Here is a 22,458-nt window from a genome sequence, read left to right on the forward strand (position 1 = left end):
GAGGCTCCGTCGTCGGTGTAGCGGCGGAACAGCTCCACCCGAGCGACTCGCGCAGTTCGCCGATGCCGTCCCCGGTGAGCGCGGACAGCGCCATCACGGTCGCGCCCGGTTCGCCGTACTCGCCCAGTGCGATCCCGTCCTCGTCGAGCAGTCGTCGCAGATCGTCGAGGACCTGGTCGGCGGCCTCGCCGGGCAGCCGGTCCACCTGGTTGAGGACCACGAAGGTGACCTCCCCGTGGCCCGCCATGGGCCGCAGATACCGCTCGTGGAGCATGGCGTCCGCGTACTTCTCGGGGTCGACGACCCAGATGACCGCGTCGACGAGCGCCAGGATGCGGTCCACCTGCTCACGGTGCTGGACGGCTGCGGAGTCGTGGTCGGGCAGGTCGACCAGGACGAGGCCGCGCAGTTGCGCCTCCGCCTCCGGGCTCTGCAGGGGACGTCTGCGCAGTCGTCCCGGGATGCCGAGCCGGTCGATGAGGGTCGCCGCGCCGTCGCTCCAGCTGCACGCGATGGGCGCCGCGGTGGTGGGCCTGCGCACGCCCGTCTCGGAAATGGCCACCCCGGCGAGCGCGTTGAAGAGCTGCGACTTGCCGCTGCCGGTGGCCCCGGCGATGGCGACGACAGTGTGCTCACCGGACAGCTTGCGGCGCGCCGCCGCCTCGTCGAGGACCCGGCTCGCCTCGGCGAGCGTCCTGCTGTCCAGCCGGGTGCGCGACAACCCCACCAGTTCGCGGAGCGCGTCAAGGCGCGACCTCAGGGGTCCGTCGTACGCGAGCGGGGGCGGCGGGGCCTGTACGGCGGTCTTGGTCTCCAGGACCAGGGACGGGGCGTGTGCCTCCTGGCCGGGGGCCGTCTCGGACACGCGGCGGGCGATCAGCCCGTCGTCCCAGGCGGTCTCCGACTCGGCACGGGTACCGACGTCGTCGGTCTTCACCCGTGTGTGCCCGGCGTCGTCCTTCACGCGTGTGTGCGCGCCGCCACGCGGGGCATCGAAGGCGACCTCCTTGGCCCGCTCCGCATCCCCCGTCTCTGTCTCTGCCTCCGCCTTCGCTTCTGGTTCCGTCTCCGTCTCCGCCTCGGCTTCCCCCTCCGGCTGCGCCTTCGTCACGGACTCCATGGGAGCCTCCATCGCGGCCTCCCCAGCGGCGGGCTCGCCGTCCGCGGCTTCCGTGGCGAAGGCCTCCGGGGAGTCGGCCTCGCAACGAGAGGCTTCAGGGCGGCCGTTTTCGGAACTTCCCTGGTCGGACGCGCCCTCGTGGTCGGAGGCGTCGTGACCGGACATTCCGTGTTCGGACGTGCCGTCTTCGGGGGAATCGTCTCCGGTGTGGTCGGCGTGATCCGTGTGGTCTGTGACGGCAGTCACCGCGGTCACCTCTCCTTCTGCAGTACGGACAGCGCGGCGATGAGTTCGGCCTGGGGCTCTGGGTGCACGTCGAGGGCGTCGAGCGGGGCGAGACGGCGCTCGCGCTCGGTGTGCAGGGCTCTGTCGAGGTACTCGACAAGGAGGCGCCCGCCCCTCTCGCGCAGCCGCAGGGCGCCGTGCGCGCCGAGCCGCTCGGCGAGCCCCTCGCCCGCGTTGCGTGCCCTGTGGCCGCCCAGGAGCGCGGTGGCCACCAGCGCGGCGACGACCTCGGCGTCCGGTGCCACGCTCTTGTCGAGGCGGCCGACCTCGTCCTCGGCGTACTCCTCCAGGACTCGCCGCCAACGTCGTACGGACATCCCGATCCGGTGCTCGGCGCTCTCCAGCGTCGCATCACGGTCCGTCAGCCCCGGAGCACCCGAGGCCGGTTCGCGCCGCCAGGCGTCGTCCACGCGCTCGTCGGCGGCCGTGACGGCGCACAGCAGGAGTGCGGCCAGGCTCTCGACGAGCGAGTCGAGCAGTTCACCCGCGGTGCAGTCGAGCGGGTAGGCGCGCCACCGCTTGAGCGCGTCCCCGGAGAGCACGGCACCGGTTTGCAGACGCCCCTTCACGCGCGCGTGCTCGCTGTCGTACGCCCCGTCGACGGCGGCGGTGAGCCGCAGCGCGGCCGCGTACTGCGCGGCGGCCGCACCGGCGAGCTCAGGCATCCGGGCCTTGAGCGAGTCGAGGACTCCTTGGGCGGTACGGGCCATCGCCGCGTGCCGGGCTCCGGGGTCCTGCGTCTGGTGGACGAGCCACGTGCGCAGCGGCGCGACGGCCGTGGCGGGCAGCAGGCCGCCGCCCCACGCGGACTCGGGCAGTTCCGGCACGGTGAAGCGGGGCACCTCGCCGAGCCCCGCCTTGGTGAGCAGGGCGCCGTACTGCCGCGAGACCTCGGACACCACCTGGTGGGGCACCCGGTCGAGAACGGTCACCAGGGTCGCCTTGTGCTCCTTGGCGGTACGCAGCAGATGCCACGGCACGGCGTCGGCGTACCGCGCGGCCGTGGTCACCATGACCCAGATGTCGGCAGCGCAGATCAGTTCGGCGGCGAGTACGCGGTTGTCGGCGACCAGGGAGTCGATATCGGGCGCGTCGAGCAGGGCGAGGCCCCGGGGGAGGGTGTCGGCGGTTTCGATACGCAGCACCCGTTCCCCGCGCTCCATGAAGGCCTGAAGGTCGTCGCCGGGTTCCTGGTGGGGCACCCACGCGCGGGTGAGGTCGGGCAGCACCCGCATTCCACTGAACCAGTGATGGTCCTCCGGATGGCACACCAGTACCGGCGTCCGGGTCGTCGGCCGCAAGACGCCGGCTTCGCTGACCCGGCGTCCGACGAGGGAGTTGACGAGAGTGGACTTCCCCGCTCCCGTCGACCCGCCGATCACGGCGAGAAGTGGTGCTTCGGGCTCCCTCAACCGGGGCACCAAATAGTCGTCTAGTTGTGCGAGCAGTTCGTCGCGGTTGGCACGCGCGCGTGGAGCCCCCGCCAGGGGCAGCGGGAAGCGTGCGGCGGCGACACGGTCGCGCAGGGCGGAGAGTGCGTCGAGCAGCTGAGGCCGTACGTCCAAGGTCACCACATGCGAAGAATGCCCAATTTTGGAGGCTTTCTGAAGCATATGGCTATGTCTGCGCGCCGACAGGACACACGGGGCGGAAGGGACGACTGGGGCGCAGGCATAACGAGTGCACAACACCCGATGCGCGAGACGCCAAAAGCGGTGCACGATTCGTACCTGCCTGCGATTATCAGGACCGCTTCACTGAACCTCCACATTGAGCCACGGAGGCGAAGCGCCAGGGACAGGGACCCGGGAGCCCTATCCTTGTCCCCGGCAAGGTCACGGATCGGCCCACACCCGGGCACCACGAAACCGGCCACCACACCTGGCCCCCGTAGCTCAGTGGATAGAGCAGGCGCCTTCTAAGCGCTTGGCCGCAGGTTCGAGTCCTGCCGGGGGCGCCACTGAGAGCCCTCCCTTTGGGAGGGCCTTTTTGCTGGTCAGTGAGGGTCTCGCTTGATACGGCGAAGCCCCGGACGCCTCCCTGACGATCAAGGGAAGGTTCCGGGGCTGTCCGGCTGTCACCGGGGTTTCGCGGGTGGCCGTGTCGAATACGTGTCGAAGTTCTCGGTCGGAGCCTCAGCCTGCGTCGGGCGTGTCGTCGGGCAGCTCGGGGAGATCCCCGGCGGCTTCGAGGCGCCTCTTCAAGTCAGGCAACTGCCCCGCGACGCATCGCGCGTAGGTGGCCAGCAGCACCGGGACGCTGTTACCGGCCCACTCCGCCACCTGAGCGGGCGGGGACCCCGTCGTTGAGCCACTTGGTCAGGCGCGTGTGCCGGTTGTCGTGCACGCGCTTCCCCGTGGGCGACTCGAAGACGTGCGGCGGCAGCACGGCCTCGCGCGCCCCGTGCCACGCCCGGCGGATGACGGAGCCCGCGAGAATGCCACCCGTCTCCCCCTGGAACAGCAGACCCCCCGGCTTGAGCTTTTCGTCCTCGATGTGCTGCCGCAGGATGCGTGTCAGGGCGGGATGCCCCGGCACCGTGCGCGTCTCACCCTCGGCACGGCCCTTGAGGTCGCGTTCCTCGTGGATCTCTCCGGTGTCGGTCCATTGCTTGCCGGCCTCCGGGGTCGCCGTGTGGATCAGCAGCTCACACCACTGGTCCTCGGCATCGGGACCGGGAAGCGTCACGTCTTTCACCCGCATGGCTATGGCTTCCTCCGGTCGCGGACCGCAGTAGTACAGCGTGGCGAAGAAGGCGTGCAGCCACCTTCCTCCACGGGGCCGGCGCCGGATCCAGTCGAGGAGTGCCGCCGCCTGGTCCGAGTTCATCAAGGACCGCTTGTCCACGGCGTTGGTGGTCTTGGTGACAGCCGTCGACTCCTTCCCCTTGGGGAGGGGGTTGGTCCGCAGGATGCGCCGCCGGATCGCGTGCTTCATGGCGACGTTGAGGATGCGGCGGTGGCGCTTGCGGGACCAGGCCGCGGCTTGCCTGCCGTCGAGGCGTGTGTCGATGGCTCGGAGGACCTCGTCGACCGTGTCCGGGTCCTCCCAGGCCGAGACGGGAAGCGAATTCCGCTCCACCCACCGGAGGATGCTCACCACCTCCCGGGGTGCCGCACCACGTCGGTTCGTGTTGAACGCCCATTCGCGCAAAGCGGTGCGCACCACCGCGGGTTCGAACCGAGTGGGCTTGACGCGCAGGAGCGCGATGGTGGTCGCGGTCAGGGTCTTGGCGGTGTTCTTCCGGCTGTTGCCGCCCAGTTGGGCCCAGCGCGCGTCCACGTACTCGACCGCGAACTTGTACCAGGTCATGGCAGCCGACTTGGAGCGATGAGACACCGGCAGACCGGTCGCGATGACGAACGCCTCGCCCTTGCCGGTCGCTGTGATGAGTTGCGAGCGGAAGCCCTCGGCGAGCGCGACCGTGTCGAACGGCTCACGCCAGCGCTTGCCTTCAACCACCCGACGCACCGTGTAAGTGGTCTTCCGGGCGCCCTTGCAGGTGAGGATCTTGTAGATCTTCACGTCGTACGTCGTCTCCATCAGGCGGCGTCCTCACGGTCGTCGAGCCCTGGCGGGCCAGACCTGCGCGGGCGGCGAGTTCGCGGCGGAGGCGGGTGGACGACGTCGCCGCGGTGCGTGCCATCCTCCCGCTGATTTACGAGGCGGCGCGGCCGTACCTTGTCGATGCGGACCTTCTGGTCCGGGAAGCTGCGGTGCACGCAGCCGCGATGACGCTCGCCGCGCCTGAACTGGCCGTACACATCCCGAAGCTCGTGCCGCTGGTACGCAGCACGCTCAGCACCAGCGAGTACCGGGTTTACCGATACCTCGCTAAGCGGTGCCTCGTGACCTGGGGTGTGGAGCCCGGCCCCCTACCCGACCCACGGGTCTCAGGTCTCGAGCCGATGGATTGCCCCTGGGCGGGCGGCTACTCCGACGACCCGCCATTCTGAAAGCGGTGATCGGCGGGATAGCCGTACTTGTCAAGACCGCCCTCGACTGCTGACACCAACACCTGACACCAACAAGGACGGACACAGGCGGTCGACTCCGAACCTCAGCGGAGGGTCGGTCGAGGACCGGGGCAGGTTGACCGACGTCGACGGTCCCCAGTGATCGACCTGATAAGGATGCGCGCCAACCTCAAAGCCTGCGCGCGACCGTGCCGCCGAACCGGCGCATCACTTCCAGAAGAACTGATTGTTGGAGTCGACGCGGCCCGCAGTGAGCCCTAGCCTCACGCCATGAGTGACGCAGTCGAGGCAGAGGATGCCGTCAAGAACCGCTGCCTGCGAGCAGCCCGCATGCTTGCCCCATGCGTGAGCTACTTCGTCGAACGGGTCTCGTTCGGGGCCGTGGACGGCGGTGACTGTGTGGATGTCTTCCTCAGGGAGGGTCCGCACAAGCCAGACGTCGTGATCTCGCTTACCTATCTACACCACGTCGAGACAGGAGATTCGATCGCGGTCCAGGGCTCCTTCATCGACGAGATCTTGGTGGAGTACCTCCCGCGGCTGCCACACCCATGGCCTGACGATGCCATCGATCTCATCGACCGCTCTTCCGATCTCCCAGAGTTGGTGCGGCTCCGGATCGCAGGGCCTTCGGAGGTCGATGTCGTTGCATCCTGCCTCACCGTCTACACCGCGATGAGCGACGACGAAGCGAGCTTGCCGCTACATGGATGAGCGGGGGACCGCCTCCCCTCCCGCGCCCAGATCGGCCAGGAGTGCGGCGTGGGCGAGAACGTGGTGCGCCGGGCGCAGGAGTTGCTGATCTCCCAGGGCGTGTTGGAGGGCCGGGCTGGATCGGGGACCTACGTCGCCGAGCCCAGGCAGCGAATGCGCGTGGTCCGTTCGTCGGCCCGGGAGCAGCCCGACGGGTCACCGTTCCGCGCGGACACGAAAGCTGTCGGCAGGCAGGGCGACTGGGAGAGCCGGACGCACGCCAAGGTGCCGGCGCCGGGAGAGATCGCGGCGCGTCTCGGTATCGCCGAGGGTGAGCTGTCCGTCCGGACGACGTACGAGTTCCTGGCCGACGGCAGGCCGGTGCAACTGCCGACGAGTTGGGAGCCGTACGACCTCACGGCCGGCACTCTCGTTGTTCTCCCCGAGGGAGGGCCGCACGCCGGGGCGGGTGTCGTGAACCGCATGGCCACGATCGGCATCACCGTCAGCCACGCCGTGGAGCAGCCAGAGCCGCGGCAGGCTACCGCCGAGGAGGCCTCGCTACTCGGTATCCAGAAGGCAGCGCTCGTCACGCACATCCGACGGACGTACTACAGCGACGAGGGGCGGCCCGTCGAAACGGCCGACATCGTGGTGCCCGCCGCTCACTGCGAGATCGTCTAGGAGATCCCGATCAACCGCTAGCCGACTCCATATTTGCGTCCCGTGGCAGATCCGGCAGGTTATGCCACGTATGGCCGCACCCCCCGGCGCAGTGCAGCGTCCGCCTGCGTGTGTCGGCGATGCTGAAGAGGGCGACGAGCAGACGAAATGACTTGGCGAGTTCATAGGCCGGAAGCTGGTCCATCCCGAAGCGCCACTTCGTGAGCATCACCGCCGGCGTGTGGGTCGGGCGAATGCCAGAACGCGCAATGCTCTCCGGCACGTCTTCCTCGCGAGCACGGGCCTGCCCACAGAACAGCACCAGCGCGTGCAAGATCTTGCGTTGGTCGCCCTCCGAGAGGCCCTCGAACCACTCGACGCCCTCAGCTGTCGGTCTGAGCCCCTGCGCCAGCTCGTTCAGGATCACCTCGTGCGCGTACAGCACAGGCTTCCACCCCCATGGTTTTCCGGGTGACGTTACGCTCACGGCCGCCCGTGAGCAGCCCGGTTTTACGTGTCCTGATGGCCCGACCTTCCGACGAGGGCGGCAGAGGCTCAGCGTCGGGCGGAAGCGGGTGCCTGTCGAATGCGTGTCGAAGTCAGCTGGAGCAATGGCCCACTTGGCGTGGCTGTGCAGGTCACATGGCATGGCAAGTGCGAGCATCCAGACGCCTTCTAAGCGCTTGGCCGCAGGTTCGAGTCCTGCCGGGGGCGCCACTGAGAGCCCTCCCTTTGGGAGGGCGTTTTTGCTGGTGTGCCTTGCGAAGACTTCCCGAAGCCTTGGGTGCGGTCTCTCTGCCTATTCGCAGACCTGCCCGGCCGAGGCGAAGCCGCCGGCGGCCACCGGCGGCCGCCCGTTCCTCAGGCATGAAGTACTTCTCACCGCGCACCGCGCGGGTGCCGGGCGGAGGTGGCCTGTGATCCGAAGGCCGGTCGGGCAGGACGTTGCCGCCAGGCGCATCCTCCGCGCATCGTCGTAGGAACGCACGCCGCGACACCGAGGTGCCGGGCCGCGGTCCGCGTGCGGCGGTGCACGGCTCGGGCGGGCAGGTCCTCACCAAGGACCAGTGGGTACGCGCGAGTCACCCCGAGACGAACCGGACGACCCGGCTCGGCCTCCTGCTGGTCCTGGGCATCGCCCTCCTCTGCACCGGCATCTCCCTGGCCAACACCATGGTCATGGCGACCTCCGACCGGGTGCGCGACCTGGCCGTGCTGCGCCTGGCCGGAGCCACCCGGTGGCAGGTGCTCCGGCTGGTGGGCGCCGAGGCGCTGACGGTCGTCGCGGTCGGCGGAGTACTGGGGCTCCTCGTCGCGGGGCTCAACCTGCTGGGCATGTGGAGCGCCCTGGTTCTGCTGTCGGCCCCGACCCCGATCGAGATCCCCTGGACGGCCGTCGGTGCGGTCCTCGGCGCCTGCGCGGTGACGGCCGTCGTCTCGTCCGTCATCCCCGCCGCACTCGCGCTGAGGCGCCGGGCGGTGGAACTGGCGGGCGTCCGGGGGTGACCCCGGTGCCGCTAGGCGGACGTCCGCGCCGTGGTCGCCGCGATGGTTTTCAGCGAGTTGATGAGCAGGTCCCACAGGCGCTCGGTGTGCAGCTTCGTCGCCACGGAGGTGTTCGCCGGGCCGGAGCGGCCGCGGAAGTCGGTGACCGTCATGCCGTAGGTCGCCGTACCCCGCAGCTCGACCTCGACATGGGCCGGTGTGACCTCCATCAGGCTCGGGTCGATGGCCCGGCCGACCGCGCACGCGTCGTGAATGGTGGCCATCGCGCCGTGCACCTTGCCGACGTTGGCGTTGTAGTGGTCGAGGAGATCGACGACGAACCGGGACACGGGTGTGCCCAACGCCCCGATACGGGCCAGCAGTTCAGGTGTGGCGGCGGCCTGTGCCGTCAGATCGAGGCCGACCATGGTCAGGGGCCAGCCCGCCGAGAAGACGACCGCGGCCGCCTCGGGGTCGGCGTGGATGTTGAACTCGGCCGCCGGTGTGATGTTGCCACGGGTGTACGACCCGCCCATCAGGACGACCTCCTTGACCAGTTCGACGATACGGGGCTCCCGGCGCAGCGCCAGGGCGATGTTGGTCAGGGGCGCGGTGGGGACGAGGGTGATCTCACCGGGGTGGGCGAGGACCGTCTCGATGATCAGATCGACGGCGTGCCGGGGGTCGGTCTCCATGGCCGGAGGGATGAAGGCGGGGCCGTCCATTCCGGTGTCCCCGTGGATCTCGGCGGCGAGGGTCTGGTCCCGGACGAGGGGACCGCCGGCACCGGCCGCGACCGGTACGCCGCGCAGGCCCGCCAGGGTGCAGACCTGCCGGGCGTTCAGGGTGACCTTCTCGATGGTCTGGTTGCCCGCGACGGTCGTGATGGCGACGATCTCGACGTCGGGGTTCCCGGCGGCGAGCAGGATGGCGATGGCGTCGTCGAGCCCGGGGTCGCAGTCGATGATGATCTTCTTGGGCATGGGCGTCCTTCGGGGTGGGACGGGGATGCGGACCGGATCACTGGGAACAGCATGCGCCAGGCCCACCCTGCCCTGGTCGGCCGCACGCCACCCCTGTCGGCCGCGCCCCGCCCCTGTCGCGAAGGCTCACCTCAGCGGATGCGAGGTGGCTCACCTCAGCGGATGCGAGGTCCTCCCCGACGCCTCGTCGATCTCGTCGTGCGCCTTGGTCAACAGCTTCATCGCCAGTTCGTTGAGCGCCCGCGCGCCCGCGACCTCCTCGCCGACTCTCGGCTGGTTGGAGTCGGAGGGGTGGCGGCTGGCGTACCCGTGAGCGCGTACCTCGTTCCCGTCGGGGAGCCGGAGGAGTGCGGCGGCGCGGGTGCGGTGGTCGTCCTCCTCGAACTCGATCTCGACGTGCCAGCCGACGGCGGTCCGTGCCTGCGCGGCGGCTGGTTGCGACTGTGTCGTCTGTGTCATTGCGATCACCTCCGGGGCGGGCCCCAGCCCCTGATATGGGGCTCGGCCCCTACTACCAGAGTGTGCTTCTTCCCCCGACTCCGCACGGGATGACGCCCGATGGCGACAAGGAGTGACCGAACGACTACGAACCGCCTGCGCCAAGCCGACCTGCTGGTGCTTGCCCGCTCCACGTAGCGCCGCCGGGCGCGGCCGGCCGGGGCGAAGGCAGGAGGCAGGCCGCACCGCAGAGGCGGCGCGCGCCCGCGCCGTGCGCGGGGCCTTGATGAAGTAGGGACCGTCACGGAGGCGGCAGCGTGAGCGGATCACCGCTGAGACATCGGCTGAGGGGGAGCGGCTGCTGCCACGCAGTGGCTGAGCCTGGCGTGGGCGCTCCGCTGGGCACACCGCCGTCGGGTGGAAACGTTCGAATGACCGGCTGCAGGGCCCCGTTCGGAATCAGGACTCATTGCCTCCGGCTCTTCGCCGATAAGAACGGATCATCGCGAGCGTCCCGAAAGTCACCAGGACCAGACCCGCCGATGCTGAGATGAGCCTCCAGTTCAGCGGGCTTTGCTGATCACGATCTGAAAGGACTGCCGCGGCCATTCCCGGTCCGTTCGGGAAGGTGATTCGAGCTCCATGCGTCACCTCCAGCAACCCGCTCTTCAACGTAAGGGAGACGTCCCACGGGCCGTCCGTGACCTGATCGGTCACGATGACGTTCACCGACGTGGACTGGCCGGGCGCCAAGCTTTTTCCGGAGTCGACCAGGTAGGGCCCGGCGCTGATGTTTCCGGATACCTGGGACATCTTCAGGGCGCCGGTGAGGTCCAGAGCACGGCCACCGGTGTTGTGGACCTTGGCGTGTACGACGGCGCGCCCACCGGCATCACGCCCAGCCGTCATGTTGTCCACCGTGAATCGGGCACGCGGCGGGTTGTTGCCGCCCACTGAGAGGTAGAGCCGGATTCCGGTGCGGCTGACCAAGGTGATGCCGCTGCCCAGGTCGCGACCGCTGACCTGCGCCCATACCACGCCGTACCGCTCGCCGGGGGCGGCATCCTTCGGAATGGCGATGGTCACGGTGTCACGGGCTCTGGAGTGAGCGGGGATGTCCAGGCTCAGCCGGCCGGGCTTGATCCAGGTGGTGAGCTCGTTACCGGTGTTTCCGGCAGCGCCGACGAAGGAACCCCGGCGGATATCAGCGGCGCCAGGGTAGACCGCGACATGCAAGACGTCGGCCGATTTGTTCGACACTTCGATGCGCCGCTTCACGGTGACACCGGGTTTTAGGCTGTCGACGATGTACTGCCTTGCCCGTGGGTCCTTGATGAGGTCGGCAGGGACATCGACGAGCCGAATTCCCACGGCGTCCGGGGGATTCGGTCGCCGTACCGGATCCGATACGAGGGATGTGGCCGAAGCGGTGCTGGTGACCAGGGCAAACGCCATGGCCACCAACACCGCGAGGGAAGAGAACCTGGGCACAGGGCTTTACGGTTTCCTTTTTTGCGGTAAGGACGTGCGAGGTCTCAGGCGACGGAGTGGGTGATCGTCGAGCTGTACGTTCCCGCCAGCGCGTTCGCGGGGATGGTGAGATGGATCGTCGGGTTCCAGGTGGCTGAGTTGATGCCACTCACGCCGGTGGCCACCTGGACGGGGCCAGGGGGATAGAGCGGGTTCAGGTCGCTCGCGGCGACGGTGGCGGTGCCGCTGACCGAGGCCGACGGTGTGGTGTAACTGCTGGAGCCGACAGCGGATACGGAGATGCTCTGGGGGCCGGTGAAGTCGACCGCGCTTGCCGTGACGGTCCAGCCCGCGGTACCGCCTCGGCCGTCTGTCACCGTGACGTTGCCCAGCTGGCTGGAGACCGATTGCGGACTGCCGCTGACGCCGACGGTGCCGAGATTCACGGGCCCCGTCGGAACACTGATGTCGAGCGTTCCTGACGAGACCTGGACGGTCACCGGCGTATCCGCCGCCGAAGCCGGCATCGGGGATGCCAGTACTGCCACCGCCGCTCCGGCAATCAAGGAGCTGATGACGCTACGAATTCTCATGGGTGCGACCTCGCTTGGCGACCGGAGGAGGTTGGGACGGCACGGCTGGGGCCGATGCGCAATTGCACGCTAGGGGGAGCATGATCAAGAAACGCGCGGACTCCATTGCGTGGAGGCCCGCTCCACTCGGACGGCGGAGTTTGGGGGGCGGCTGACGCGGCCATGACCTACTTCGTCACCAAGGACAGTCCCGGCACCGGTCGCCGCCATCAACGCCCCGGACAAAGACGTACACGAGCGTCCCTGTCCGGCCATTGCGACGGCAGGTGGCGGTGTCGAGTGGCGACCGTGACCGGTCTCCGGAGGCGGGCGTCGGCGCGCGCCACAGGCCGTGCCACATCAGACGGTCGACCAGGGTCAACACCGGTTCGCCGCGGTCGAGATGCGCCACCGAGCCGGGAACTCTTCAAACCTGGAACGAACTGCGCGCTTTCACCACCCCGAGCCACCGGGCCTACCGGGCGGTGCTCGTGGTCTCCGGCGCAGTCATGAGCTCTCTACGACGAGTACGCGTTGCCCACGGGCCCCAGAGTGCCGGCAGATGATGCCGTTCTGTCTGTGTGGCTGGGCGGCAACCGTCGCAGCTCTGCCCGTAGGGGCCCGAGTCGCCGGAGAGGTCATCGGGCGCGAACGCTTCGGGGTCTTCATCCATCTCGACGGAGTCTCGAACGCCGTGGCGCCGGCCGAGGTCATTGCGATGCCGCACGGAACGGAGCTGCCCGCCCTCGGGCCCGCGTCGAGGGTCAGGTCCTCTGGCACGTCGAGCACGAGCACCAGGAGAAGCTCAGGCTCGACGAGTGGACGACGGCCAACGAGTGATCTCCCTGGGCAGTCCCTGGGCAGTCCCTGGGCCGTGCGAGGGCGCTCGGCGGCGACCGACGGCGACCACCAGTGACAGGCCGGCTACCGGCGCGGTTGGCGAACGGCCAGGTCACGGCCCCCCAGCCGAACGGGTTTCCCCCCAGGGGTAGCCGTCAGGCAAGATGGGGTGTATCTGCCCACTGCCGATTTCAAGCGTCCGGACGGTTTCTCTTGGCTGAGTTCATTTACACCATGCGCAAGACGCGCAAGGCGCACGGCGACAAGGTGATTCTCGACGACGTCACCTTGAGCTTCCTGCCGGGTGCGAAGATCGGTGTGGTCGGTCCGAACGGTGCTGGTAAGTCCACCGTTCTCAAGATCATGGCGGGGCTCGAGCAGCCCTCCAACGGCGACGCGTTCCTGTCGCCCGGCTACAGCGTCGGGATGCTGCTCCAGGAGCCGCCGCTCGACGAGTCCAAGACGGTCCTGGAGAACGTCCAGGACGGCGCCGCCGAGATCATGGGCAAGCTCAAGCGCTTCAACGAGGTCGCCGAGCTGATGGCGACCGACTACTCGGACGCGCTGCTGGACGAGATGGGCAAGCTCCAGGAGGACCTGGACCACGCCAACGCGTGGGACCTGGACGCTCAGCTGGAGCAGGCCATGGACGCCCTGGGCTGCCCGCCCGGCGACTGGCCGGTCACCAACCTCTCCGGTGGTGAGAAGCGTCGCGTCGCGCTGTGCAAGCTGCTGATCGAGGCGCCCGACCTGCTGCTCCTCGACGAGCCCACCAACCACCTGGACGCCGAGTCCGTGCAGTGGCTGGAGCAGCACCTCGCGAAGTACCCCGGCACCGTCGTCGCCGTCACCCACGACCGGTACTTCCTCGACAACGTCGCCGGCTGGATCCTTGAGCTCGACCGCGGCCGCGCGATCGGTTACGAGGGCAACTACTCGACGTACCTGGAGAGCAAGGCCTCCCGCCTCAAGGTCGAGGGCCAGAAGGACGCCAAGCGCGCCAAGCGTCTCAAGGAAGAGCTCGAGTGGGTGCGGTCCAACGCCAAGGGGCGGCAGGCCAAGTCCAAGGCGCGTCTGGCGCGCTATGAGGAGATGGCGGCCGAGGCCGACAAGATGCGGAAGCTGGACTTCGAGGAGATCCAGATCCCGCCGGGCCCGCGTCTGGGCTCCATCGTCGTAGAGGTCAACAACCTCTCCAAGGCCTTCGGGGAGAAGGTCCTCATCGACGACCTCTCCTTCACGCTGCCGCGTAACGGGATCGTCGGCGTCATCGGCCCGAACGGCGCCGGCAAGACCACGCTCTTCAAGATGATCCAGGGACTCGAGACGCCGGACTCCGGCACGATCAAGGTCGGCGAGACCGTCAAGATCTCGTACGTCGACCAGAGCCGCGAGAACATCGACCCGAAGAAGTCGCTGTGGGCCGTCGTCTCGGACGAGCTGGACTACATCAATGTGGGCCAGGTCGAGATGCCGTCGCGCGCGTACGTCTCCGCCTTCGGGTTCAAGGGCCCCGACCAGCAGAAGCCGGCCGGTGTCCTCTCCGGCGGTGAGCGCAACCGGCTCAACCTCGCCCTCACCCTCAAGCAGGGCGGCAACCTGCTGCTCCTCGACGAGCCGACCAACGACCTCGACGTCGAGACGCTGTCCTCGCTCGAGAACGCGCTGCTGGAGTTCCCGGGTGCGGCCGTGGTCGTCTCCCACGACCGCTGGTTCCTGGACCGGGTCGCGACGCACATCCTCGCCTACGAGGGTGACTCCAAGTGGTTCTGGTTCGAGGGCAACTTCGAGTCGTACGAGAAGAACAAGATCGAGCGCCTCGGCGCGGACGCCGCGCGCCCGCACCGTGCCACCTACAAGAAGCTGACCCGGGGCTGATCGATCTTGCGGCACATCTACCGCTGCCCGCTGCGCTGGGCGGACATGGACGCGTACGGCCACGTCAACAACGCGGTCTTCCTCCGCTACCTGGAGGAAGCACGTATCGACTTCCTTACCCGCCCGGACAAGCAGTTCAAGCAGGGGTCCGTGGTGGCGCGCCACGAGATCGACTACAAGCGGCAGCTCGTCCACCGGCGCGAGCCGGTGGACATCGAGCTGTGGATCACCCAGATAAGGGCCGCGGCGTTCACGATCACGTACGAGGTCAAGGACACGGACCAGCTCTACGTCCGGGCCGCGACCGTGGTCGTGCCGTTCGACTTCGAGGCCCAGCGCCCGCGCCGCCTCACCGCGGAGGAGCGCGAGTTCCTGGAGGAGTACCGGGACGACCAGGGTGACGAGGCCGTCGCGGCATGACCGTGACCGCGCTGCACCTCACCGACGACGGGGAGGCGGCGGACCTCGCCGCCTTCCTCGCCCGGCTGATCCACTACGACCGCGCCGCCGCCGTACGCCTCCAGGCGTCCGGCACCGCGCTCGCGGTCTTCGGCCGGCCGCCGTCCTTCGAGGTCCTCGCGATCCGTACGGCGCGGCTCGCCAAGCCGTACGAGAACGGTCTCGACGTCACACTCGACGTGACCGTCTCCGCCGGTGAACTCCTGGAGTCCGTCGACGAGTCGGCGGCCACCGTCAGCGTTCCCAGGGCGGTCACCGGGCCGCCGTGGGCCGGGGTCCTCCCGCCCCGCGGAGGCTGGCAGCCGGAGCCGGGACTGCCCGGACCGGACGCCGTACGCGCGATGGTCGCCACCGCGGTCGCCGAATTCCGGTCCCGTACACAGGAGTTGGCGCCCGAGGCCCGTACCCGCGCCGAACTCGACCGCATCGGACGGGAGATCTGGTCCCGGCCGATCGGTGACACCGGTCTTCAGGTACGAGCCGTGCACGCGGCGCAGTCGCTGGGGTTCCTGCTGCCGGTGCGTCAGGCCGGCCCGGGCGAGAGCCCGTTGGGGCTGTACTCGTCCGGGGCGTGGCTGCGGCTGCGTACGCCCTACGGATCGATCGCCGTCCGCAGGGCGGGACTCGGGGCGCTGGACGTCAGCGTCCGCTGATCCCCGGTCCTCGAGCGATGGATTCCCCAGCCCCGATCGGCTCGATCCTCCCGCCCCCGACCGCTCTCAGCCGGCCGTGTTGATCATCGACGCCGCCGCGTACGTCAGGTAGTTCCACAGCGTGTGCTCGTGCTCCTCGGAGAGGCCGAGCTCGTCGACGGCCACGCGCATGTGCGCCAGCCAGGCGTCGTGCGCCGCCTGGTCGACGGCGAACGGGGCGTGCCGCATCCGCAGCCGGGGGTGACCGCGGTTGTCGCTGTACGTCGTCGGGCCGCCCCAGTACTGGATCAGGAACAGCGTGAAGCGCTCCTCGGCCGGGCCCAGGTCCTCTTCGGGGTACATGGCCCGCAGCAGCGGGTCCTCGGCCACTCCCTCGTAGAAGCGGTGCACGAGGCGCCGGAAGGTCTCCTCGCCGCCGACCTGCTCGTAGAAGGTCTGCTCCTGAAGCGTGCCGCGCCGAATCTCTTTCACCTCACCATCGTCTCAGACCGGGTGACCGAGGACGCAAGGCTTAGGACCAGCGACCCAGCGACCCAGCGACCCAGCGACCCGGCGCCCCCAGCGACCCGGCGCCCCCAGCGACCCGGCGGCCCAGGGGGTGCGGCACTCGCCTCGCGGCCCGTCCCGCCGCACAGTGGAGGTATGAGCGGGCACGCTCTCGACCACGACCTCGACAACCTCGCCACCCTGGCGCGGGCCGCCCTGGTGCGCGAAATCGACCGGAGTGGGGCCTGGGCCGCCGACCCGGTGTGGCGGGCGGCGTTCGAGGAGGTCCCGCGCCATCTCTTCGTGCCGTACTACTACGTCGGTGCCGTGGGCGGCTTCGAGCGGGTGTGGGGCGAGGACCCCGACCCGCGCAGCCGTGAGCACTGGGTGCGCGGCGCCTACGCGGACGCCCCGCTGGCGACCCGGGTGCGCGACGGCGAGCTGGTCTCCTCCAGCAGCCAGCCCTCGCTGATGGCGATGATGCTGACCGCGCTGGAGGTACGGGAGGGTGACGCCGTCCTGGAGATCGGCGCCGGCACCGGCTACAACGCGGCGCTGCTCGCCCATCGTCTCGGCGACCGCCTGGTGACCACGGTCGACCTCGACCCGGAGATCACCGAGTCCGCCCGCCGGCACCTGGCCGCCGCCGGGTACCACCCGACCGTCGTCACCGCGGACGGCGCCCGCGGGGTCCCCGAGCGCGCCCCCTTCGACCGGATCATCGCGACCTGCACGCTGACCTCGATCCCGCGGCCGTGGCTCGCCCAGTGCCGTCCCGGCGCCCGCATCCTGGCGCCGCTGGCCACCGGCCTGATCGTGCTGCGCGTCCGGGACGCCGGGCACGCCGAGGGGCGTTTCCTGCACACGCCGGCCTACTTCGTGCCCCTGCGCGGCGAGAGCCGGCCCGAGGAGTCGGAGCCGCGGGACCTGCGCGAGCTGCCGCGCCGGGCCCGCGGCGACGAGCTGTTCCGGTTCCTGCTGGCCCTGGCAGGGCGCGGCCTCGACCCGTACGAGGCGTACGAGCTGTGGGAGCGCGAGAACCGGCCCGTGCGCGAGCGGTACGGGGTCACGGTCGACGGTGCGGACGCCTGGGCGTGGCTGGACGACCCCGAGGGGCCGTACGCCTGGCCGCTGCCGTGACTCCTGCTGTGACTCCTGCTGTGGCCCCTGCCGCCACCTCCGCCGTCAGCCTCGCCTGATGGTGATCGTCGTCCAGGCGCCGACATGCACCCGGTCGCCGTCCTGGAGCGGGACCGGCACGAAGGGCTGGATGGGCTCCTCGCCGCCGTTGACCGTGGTGCCGTTGGTCGAGTTCTGGTCGACGACCGCCCAGCTGCCGTCCGGCTGCTGGACCAGGACCGCGTGCTGGTGCGAGACGCCCGGGTCCTCCGGGGGCACCGAGAGGTCGATGTCGGGGGTGTCGCCGGTGGAGTGCCGACGGCGGCCGATCGTCATCTGGTTGCCGGTGAGCGGGCGCTGCTGCTCCGGCGAGTACGCGGGCAGGTTCAGGCCCGCGGCCTCGGGGCCGGAGCGCTGCATCATCGCCATGAAGTACTCGCGGTCGGGACCGATCGTCGCGCTCCAGGACAGCGGCTGCCGCTGCTGCTGGTAGTCGGGACCGGGACCGGGCGGGGCCTGGGTCGCGCCGGGCTGCGGATAGCCGTAGCCGCCGCCCTGACCCATGCCGGGACCACCGGGACCACCGGGGCGGCCGCCGGGACCACCCGGCCCGCCGGGTGAATTGCCCGACGGCGGGGAGATCACCCAGTCGTCGTCACCGCCGCCGAAGGACGGGCCCCCGGACTGCGGACCGCCGGGCCCGGGCGGACCCTGCTGCGGGAACGCGGGCGCGGCCGGCTGCTGGGTGAAGGCCTGCGGGGCGCCGGGGCCACCGGGTCCGCCGGGCGTGGGCCCGGGCGGCGGCGGAACCGGACGGGACGGGTCCGCACCGAAGCCGCCGGGACCAGGACCAGGACCACCGAAGCCACCGGGCCCACCGGGACCGGCACCAGGGCCACCGGGACCGCCAGGGCCACCGGGACCGCCCTGACGGGACGGGTCGCCGCGGAAGCCCGACGGATCCTGCCCGTAGGGCGGAATCGGTTCCGCGGGGCGGTTCATCTGCGAGGGCCGCGAGCTCTGGTAGTCGAACGGGTCGTGACCGGGACCGGTCGCGGGGCCGGGACCGCCCGGCTGCCCCTGTGGCGGCTGCTGGAAGCGCAGCGCCGGATTGGGCATTCCGGGCGCGGGCGACTGCGGACGCGGCGCCGCCGGGGTGTACGAGGTCGCCGTGTTCGTCAGGAAGTTCCACCGGCACTCCTCGCAGAACGGCGCACCGCCCTCACGGGGCGTACGGCACTGCGGGCAGAGCTCCGGCTCGGGATTGGGCACGGCGGACAGGTGCGGGCGCCCACCGGGGGCGCCGGGACCCCCGGGACCGGAGGGCGGGGGCGAGCCGGGCGGCGGATAGCCGTAACCGGCGGCGGGCGGCGGCGGTGGAGGGGGCGGAGGCACGGCACCGGCCATGCGGTGACCGCAGACCTCGCACCAGTCGTCGGAACCCGACTGGTGTCCGTTCGGGCAGGTCGGCATGTCGGCGCTTCCCCCTCTCCTTTTCCGGCCGTTGTGACCGGGTTTCTCCAGTTCCCCACGGGAACCGGGCTCGCTACTTCTTTACACGAACAGTCTTTGTGGACCGTGTCTCAAGGGTCATTTCGTCAGCCGCTTCGACCCTTGCCTTCAATCGCACAGTACCTGCCGCGGCGTCGACCACGTCCACCACCTTCGCAAGCAGTTTCGCAGTATCCGCGTTGCCCGACGCGCTCGCGAGCTGAACGGCGCGGCCCAGCTTGGCCGTTGCCCCGTCGACATCTCCCGATTTGCGCAGATCCAGACCTTGTTGGATGACTTGCGCCAGTTCCGCCTGGCCTGTGTAGTGCGCGACCTGGGCGTTGATCCTCGTCGAGGCCACCATGTCGTCGGTCCACACGGCCTTGACGAGCCCCTGGGCGCCCAGGTTGTGCACGCCCCCGTCGCCCTGCGGCACGACGAGCGAGACCCGGGCGGCCAGCATCTCCTGGCCCACCCCGGCCAAGGGGACCTCGACGCACACGTGGTAGTCGCGGGACTCGTCGCCCCAGGACCCGGTGGGGTAGTCGCCGGCGCGCGGGCCCGCCTCGGTGCGACGGTCGGTCAGCTCCTTCACCGTGGGGGCCACTTGCTTGACGAACTTGATCTCGGTGCCGACCGGCGTCCACAGGCGCAGCGCGACGTCCGCGACCTCCTTGCCCATGGCCGTCTCCATCATCTGTGTGAAGTCGGCGGACAGGGCGGCCGGGTCCGCGACGATGTCGGCGGTGCCGAGCAGCGCCGAGGCGATCCCGGTGACCTCCTTGACCTCCCAGTCCGTGCCCACTCCACGCGCGTCACAGGTGAAACGTCCGGCACAGGAGTCGAGGGCGGCCTTGAGGTCCTCCGGCGACTCGTGTTCGTTGCGGCCGTCGGTCAGCAGGATGCCGTGCCGGATCGACACCTCGGCCGAGGACAGCAGCCGGTCGGCGAGGCGCAGCCAGGTGCCGATCGCCGTACCGCCGCCCGCGCTCAGCCTGCGCAGCGCCTCCTTGGCCTGGCCGCGGCTCGCCGCGTCGGCCACCGCGAGGCGCCCATTGCCGGGGTAGACCTCCTTGGCCACGTGCGTGCCGCCGATCACCGCGAAGTGCACGCCGTCGCGCAGGGTGTCGATCGCGGCGGCCGTGGCCTCGCGGGCGTTGCGCATCTTGGTCGGCGGGTAGTCCATCGAGCCGGAACAGTCGACCATGATCGCCACGGCGGCGTCCGGGCCCCGGCCGGCCGCGTACAGATGGGGCGCGCCGACCGCGCTCCCGACGGTGCCGCCGCCGGTGGCGCTCACCGTGACGATCGCGTTGACCTCGCGGCCGCCCTCGGGCAGGTACTCGTTCTGGTACACGTCGACCGAGAACTGCGGCACGTTCGACTTCGAGAAATTGGCCATGCCTTCTTCGTCCCCCTCAAGACCTCCGGTAGTTGGCGGAGGCGATGACTGTATGCGGACCGGTCCCCTCCGGTCCGAGGCCGTCCCCGTGGGCACGGATTGCGCCTTTTCGCGGCCTCAGGCCGATCCTGCCCCCTGCGGCGGGGCCGGGAACGGGACGACGGCCACTGTTACGTTGTCGTGGCCCCCACCGTCCAGGGCGTGACCCACCAGGACCTGGGCGCTGTGGAGGGGCCTCTCGGCGGCGTCCAGCGGCACGACCTCGGCCATCTCCTCGGCCGCCTCCGCGTAGTTCCACAGTCCGTCGGTGCACACGACCACCACACCCGGCCGGTCCGGCTTGAAAGAAGCGGTGTGCGGCTCCAGTTCGTACGCGTCCGCGCCGAGCCAGCCCGTGATGGCGTGGGCGCGCTCGTCGGCGTACGCCTGCGCCTCGCTCATCAGGCCCGCGGCGACCATCTGCGCGGCCCAGGAGTCGTCCTCGGTGAGCCGGGCGGGGGGCGAAGTGCGGTCGACGGGGACCCAGTAGGCGCGGCTGTCGCCGACCCAGCCGACGATCAGCAGGGCGGGGGTGACGACGGCGCCGACGAGGGTGCAGGCGGGCGCGTTCTGGTGCGGGGCGTGCTCCTCGTGCGCGGGGGGCGCCTCGGCCAGCGAGTTGACGGCCTCGGAGGCCGCGAGGATCGCCTCGTGCATGGCCTGCTGCGGGTGGGTGCCGAGCGGCAGCGCCGCCAGCAGCGCCTCGCCCGCCGCCCGCGACGCGGCGAGCGAGGCCTCGTCGGGGCGGGTCGCCGAGGAGACTCCGTCGCAGACGATCGCGACGACCGCGGGGGAGCCGTCCGGCAGCGCGGTCGAGGAGATCGCGAACGCGTCCTCGTTGCGGTGGTGGCGCAGACCCCGGTCGCTGACCGCGGCCACCGCACCCAACTCCTGCTCCATGTGATCCCGTTCGCGCGGCTGGGCGTGCCCGCAGTTCTCGCAGTAGCCGTCGCTGTCCACATGGCCGGAGCGGCAGGCGACGCACAGTTTGGTGCCGGCGGGGGGCGTGACGGGTGCGGCGAGGCCGGCGGTCCGCGGATCGACGACGGGCCCGGCGGGGGCTTCGGCCGGCGGGGCGAGCGGGTACTCGTCGGGTTCCGGGGACCGGTCGAACCGTACGCCCGAAGGCTGCCCGCCCGAGGGGTGGTCGCCCGCGGACTCCGTGTCCGGGTGCGGGAGTTCGGAGCCGCCCGAGTCCATGCCCCGGATGTCGGTCGCCCGGTGCACCGGCGCGGGCGTGTCGGAGCTCGCCGGCTCCGGCGCGAGGGGCCAGTCCAGGGACGCGGCGGCCTCGGAGGGGCGTGTCGACGAGCCGTTCATGGTGATCGTGGGGTGGTCCTGGGGCGGTGTGGGCACCGCCGACAGGTCGTACCCGCACGCACCGCAGAAACGGTCACCCGTCTCCAGGGGCTCCTCGCAACTGGGGCACCGCGAAAGGGCCGTCGGCTGGGGCATCTGGGACATCAATCACACCCACGTCCGGGGGCGGTAACGGTTGGCACGTTCCACCAGGTCGATCCTCTCCTCGCCGCCCTGCGCGAGGCGGGCCAGCGTGCGGTACGAACGCTCCAGTGCGAAACGCAGACCGCGCTCGTCCACCTCACTGCCGAGCAGCACCCGTCCGCCGCCGGAGTGCGGGGCGGAACTCTGGCTACCGGAGAGTACCCAGTCCAGGGCGCAGCCAAGGACTTCCGTCGACAACTGCTCGCGTCGCACCGCGTCCAGACCGTATCCGTCCAGAGCCTCGACCTGGCCCGCGGCGGCGGTCAGATCGTCCAGGAACGCCGCTGCCGCCGCCTCCGCGGCCAGCCGCTGCCGCAGCCGCGCCCGCACGGCCGCGACCCGCGCCGCCGTGTAGTGGATCGACGACTCCGGTACGGACTCCAGTGTGCGTACGGAGCCGCGGCGGTCGCCCGCCGCGAGCTGTACGCGGGCCAGGCCGAACGCCGAGCTGACATAGCTGGGGTCGGTCGTCCACACCAGGCGGTAGTACTCGCCCGCGTTGTCCAGCTGCCCGAGCACCTCCGCGCACAGGCCGAGGGCCAGCTTCGGCGCGGGCTCGCCCGGGAAGGCGTCGTAGATCGCGTCGAAGGACAGCGCCGCGGTCTCGTGCTCGCCGGTCGCCAGGGCCGCGACGCCCCGGTACCAGACCACCCGCCAGTCGTCGGGGTGGTCCGCCTCCAGCGCCTCCAGGGCCCTGCTCGCACTGGCCAGTTCGCCCATCTCCAGCCGGGCCCGCAGCTCGCGCAGACGCAGCTCCAGAGAGCCGGTGGGCGCCGCGTGCAGGGCGGTGATCAGCTCCGCGGGCGCCGAGGGTCCCGTCCTCCGGTCAGCCGGACGAGTGCGGCCTGGAGGACCCGCTGCGCCTTGGTCGGAAGATGCGGCTGCGACTGCTCGCCGCGGTC

19 protein-coding genes, 1 tRNA gene and 2 pseudogenes are annotated in these 22,458 nt (G+C 70.3%); 9 read left to right on the forward strand and 13 right to left on the reverse strand.

Going from position 1 to position 22,458, the window contains the following annotated elements:
* Together ABZ656_RS43940 and ABZ656_RS43945 are read right to left on the reverse strand one after the other, a co-directional pair.
* Positions 1-1,366: YfjP family GTPase (locus ABZ656_RS43940; RefSeq protein ID WP_360276243.1), on the reverse strand; the 1,366-nt coding region annotated here is incomplete at its 3' end.
* A 5-nt stretch (positions 1,367-1,371) separates the two neighbouring features.
* On the reverse strand, positions 1,372-2,979 hold the full coding sequence (locus ABZ656_RS43945; RefSeq protein WP_101405108.1) for a dynamin family protein: 1,608 nt from the start codon (positions 2,977-2,979) through the stop codon (positions 1,372-1,374).
* 310 nt (positions 2,980-3,289) lie between these two features.
* Here ABZ656_RS43945 and ABZ656_RS43950 point away from each other — a divergent pair.
* Positions 3,290-3,365: transfer RNA gene (locus tag ABZ656_RS43950), tRNA-Arg, on the forward strand.
* 302 nt (positions 3,366-3,667) lie between these two features.
* Here ABZ656_RS43950 and ABZ656_RS43955 read toward each other — a convergent pair.
* Positions 3,668-4,948, reverse strand: a complete 1,281-nt coding sequence (locus ABZ656_RS43955) for a site-specific integrase (RefSeq protein ID WP_360276247.1) — start codon at positions 4,946-4,948, stop codon at positions 3,668-3,670.
* A 74-nt stretch (positions 4,949-5,022) separates the two neighbouring features.
* Here ABZ656_RS43955 and ABZ656_RS43960 point away from each other — a divergent pair, with 74 nt between their 5' ends.
* From ABZ656_RS43960 to ABZ656_RS43970, 3 genes and pseudogenes are all read left to right on the forward strand, one after another.
* The gene (locus ABZ656_RS43960) at positions 5,023-5,361 is read left to right on the forward strand and encodes a hypothetical protein (RefSeq protein ID WP_101405110.1); all 339 of its coding nucleotides are present in this window, start codon (positions 5,023-5,025) and stop codon (positions 5,359-5,361) included.
* Between the two features lie 291 nt (positions 5,362-5,652).
* Positions 5,653-6,096, forward strand: a complete 444-nt coding sequence (locus ABZ656_RS43965; protein ID WP_101405111.1) for a hypothetical protein — start codon at positions 5,653-5,655, stop codon at positions 6,094-6,096.
* A 3-nt stretch (positions 6,097-6,099) separates the two neighbouring features.
* Positions 6,100-6,759, forward strand: a pseudogene (locus tag ABZ656_RS43970) (GntR family transcriptional regulator); the annotation flags it as partial.
* 10 nt (positions 6,760-6,769) lie between these two features.
* Here ABZ656_RS43970 and ABZ656_RS43975 read toward each other — a convergent pair.
* Positions 6,770-7,183 carry a DUF5958 family protein gene (locus tag ABZ656_RS43975; protein ID WP_360276251.1) on the reverse strand — a complete coding sequence of 138 codons (414 nt, stop codon included), beginning with the start codon at positions 7,181-7,183 and terminating at the stop codon, positions 6,770-6,772.
* Between the two features lie 578 nt (positions 7,184-7,761).
* Between ABZ656_RS43975 and ABZ656_RS43980 the strand changes: the two are divergent.
* A pseudogene (locus ABZ656_RS43980) lies at positions 7,762-8,244 on the forward strand (ABC transporter permease); the annotation flags it as partial.
* An 11-nt stretch (positions 8,245-8,255) separates the two neighbouring features.
* On the opposite strand, the gene ABZ656_RS43985 reads toward ABZ656_RS43980, so the two are convergent.
* From ABZ656_RS43985 to ABZ656_RS44000, 4 genes are all read right to left on the reverse strand, one after another.
* Positions 8,256-9,206: a nucleoside hydrolase gene (locus ABZ656_RS43985; RefSeq protein ID WP_360276254.1), complete on the reverse strand. Its 951-nt coding sequence runs from the start codon at positions 9,204-9,206 to the stop codon at positions 8,256-8,258.
* Positions 9,207-9,356: 150 nt separating this feature from the next.
* Positions 9,357-9,665 (reverse strand): DUF1876 domain-containing protein, encoded by a 309-nt coding sequence (locus ABZ656_RS43990; protein WP_101405115.1) that lies wholly within the window; start codon positions 9,663-9,665, stop codon positions 9,357-9,359.
* Between the two features lie 438 nt (positions 9,666-10,103).
* Positions 10,104-11,099 (reverse strand): peptidase, encoded by a 996-nt coding sequence (locus ABZ656_RS43995; protein WP_129592302.1) that lies wholly within the window; start codon positions 11,097-11,099, stop codon positions 10,104-10,106.
* A gap of 80 nt (positions 11,100-11,179) precedes the next feature.
* Positions 11,180-11,707 (reverse strand): hypothetical protein, encoded by a 528-nt coding sequence (locus ABZ656_RS44000; protein ID WP_129592303.1) that lies wholly within the window; start codon positions 11,705-11,707, stop codon positions 11,180-11,182.
* Between the two features lie 1,032 nt (positions 11,708-12,739).
* Here ABZ656_RS44000 and ettA point away from each other — a divergent pair.
* Genes ettA through ABZ656_RS44015 form a run of 3 tightly spaced genes read left to right on the forward strand, consistent with a single transcriptional unit; the run spans position 12,740 to position 15,516 of the window.
* Positions 12,740-14,404, forward strand: coding sequence for an energy-dependent translational throttle protein EttA (gene ettA, locus ABZ656_RS44005; protein ID WP_075031883.1), 1,665 nt, complete (start codon positions 12,740-12,742; stop codon positions 14,402-14,404).
* Between the two features lie 6 nt (positions 14,405-14,410).
* Positions 14,411-14,824, forward strand: a complete 414-nt coding sequence (locus ABZ656_RS44010) for a thioesterase family protein (RefSeq protein ID WP_101405118.1) — start codon at positions 14,411-14,413, stop codon at positions 14,822-14,824.
* A gap of 2 nt (positions 14,825-14,826) precedes the next feature.
* Entirely contained in the window at positions 14,827-15,516 is a 690-nt protein-coding gene (locus ABZ656_RS44015) for a hypothetical protein (protein WP_101408121.1), read from the forward strand.
* 66 nt (positions 15,517-15,582) lie between these two features.
* On the opposite strand, the gene ABZ656_RS44020 is transcribed toward ABZ656_RS44015, so the two are convergent.
* Positions 15,583-15,987 carry a globin gene (locus ABZ656_RS44020; protein ID WP_054231791.1) on the reverse strand — a complete coding sequence of 135 codons (405 nt, stop codon included), beginning with the start codon at positions 15,985-15,987 and terminating at the stop codon, positions 15,583-15,585.
* Between the two features lie 171 nt (positions 15,988-16,158).
* On the opposite strand from ABZ656_RS44020, the gene ABZ656_RS44025 reads away from it, so the two are divergent.
* Positions 16,159-17,142 carry a methyltransferase domain-containing protein gene (locus ABZ656_RS44025; protein ID WP_360276261.1) on the forward strand — a complete coding sequence of 328 codons (984 nt, stop codon included), beginning with the start codon at positions 16,159-16,161 and terminating at the stop codon, positions 17,140-17,142.
* 45 nt (positions 17,143-17,187) lie between these two features.
* On the opposite strand, the gene ABZ656_RS44030 is transcribed toward ABZ656_RS44025, so the two are convergent.
* The 4 genes from ABZ656_RS44030 to ABZ656_RS44045 all read right to left on the reverse strand — a co-directional run.
* Complete coding sequence (locus ABZ656_RS44030) at positions 17,188-18,594, reverse strand: FHA domain-containing protein (RefSeq protein WP_101405120.1); 1,407 nt, start codon at positions 18,592-18,594, stop codon at positions 17,188-17,190.
* A 73-nt stretch (positions 18,595-18,667) separates the two neighbouring features.
* Positions 18,668-20,014 carry a VWA domain-containing protein gene (locus ABZ656_RS44035; RefSeq protein WP_101405121.1) on the reverse strand — a complete coding sequence of 449 codons (1,347 nt, stop codon included), beginning with the start codon at positions 20,012-20,014 and terminating at the stop codon, positions 18,668-18,670.
* Between the two features lie 117 nt (positions 20,015-20,131).
* Positions 20,132-21,520, reverse strand: a complete 1,389-nt coding sequence (locus tag ABZ656_RS44040; RefSeq protein ID WP_360276265.1) for a PP2C family serine/threonine-protein phosphatase — start codon at positions 21,518-21,520, stop codon at positions 20,132-20,134.
* Positions 21,521-22,458, reverse strand: a 938-nt coding sequence (locus ABZ656_RS44045) for a tetratricopeptide repeat protein (RefSeq protein WP_360276268.1), incomplete at its 5' end; no start/stop codon positions are given.

The organism is Streptomyces sp. NPDC007095, from assembly GCF_040634475.1.
Lineage (GTDB): Bacteria > Actinomycetota > Actinomycetes > Streptomycetales > Streptomycetaceae > Streptomyces.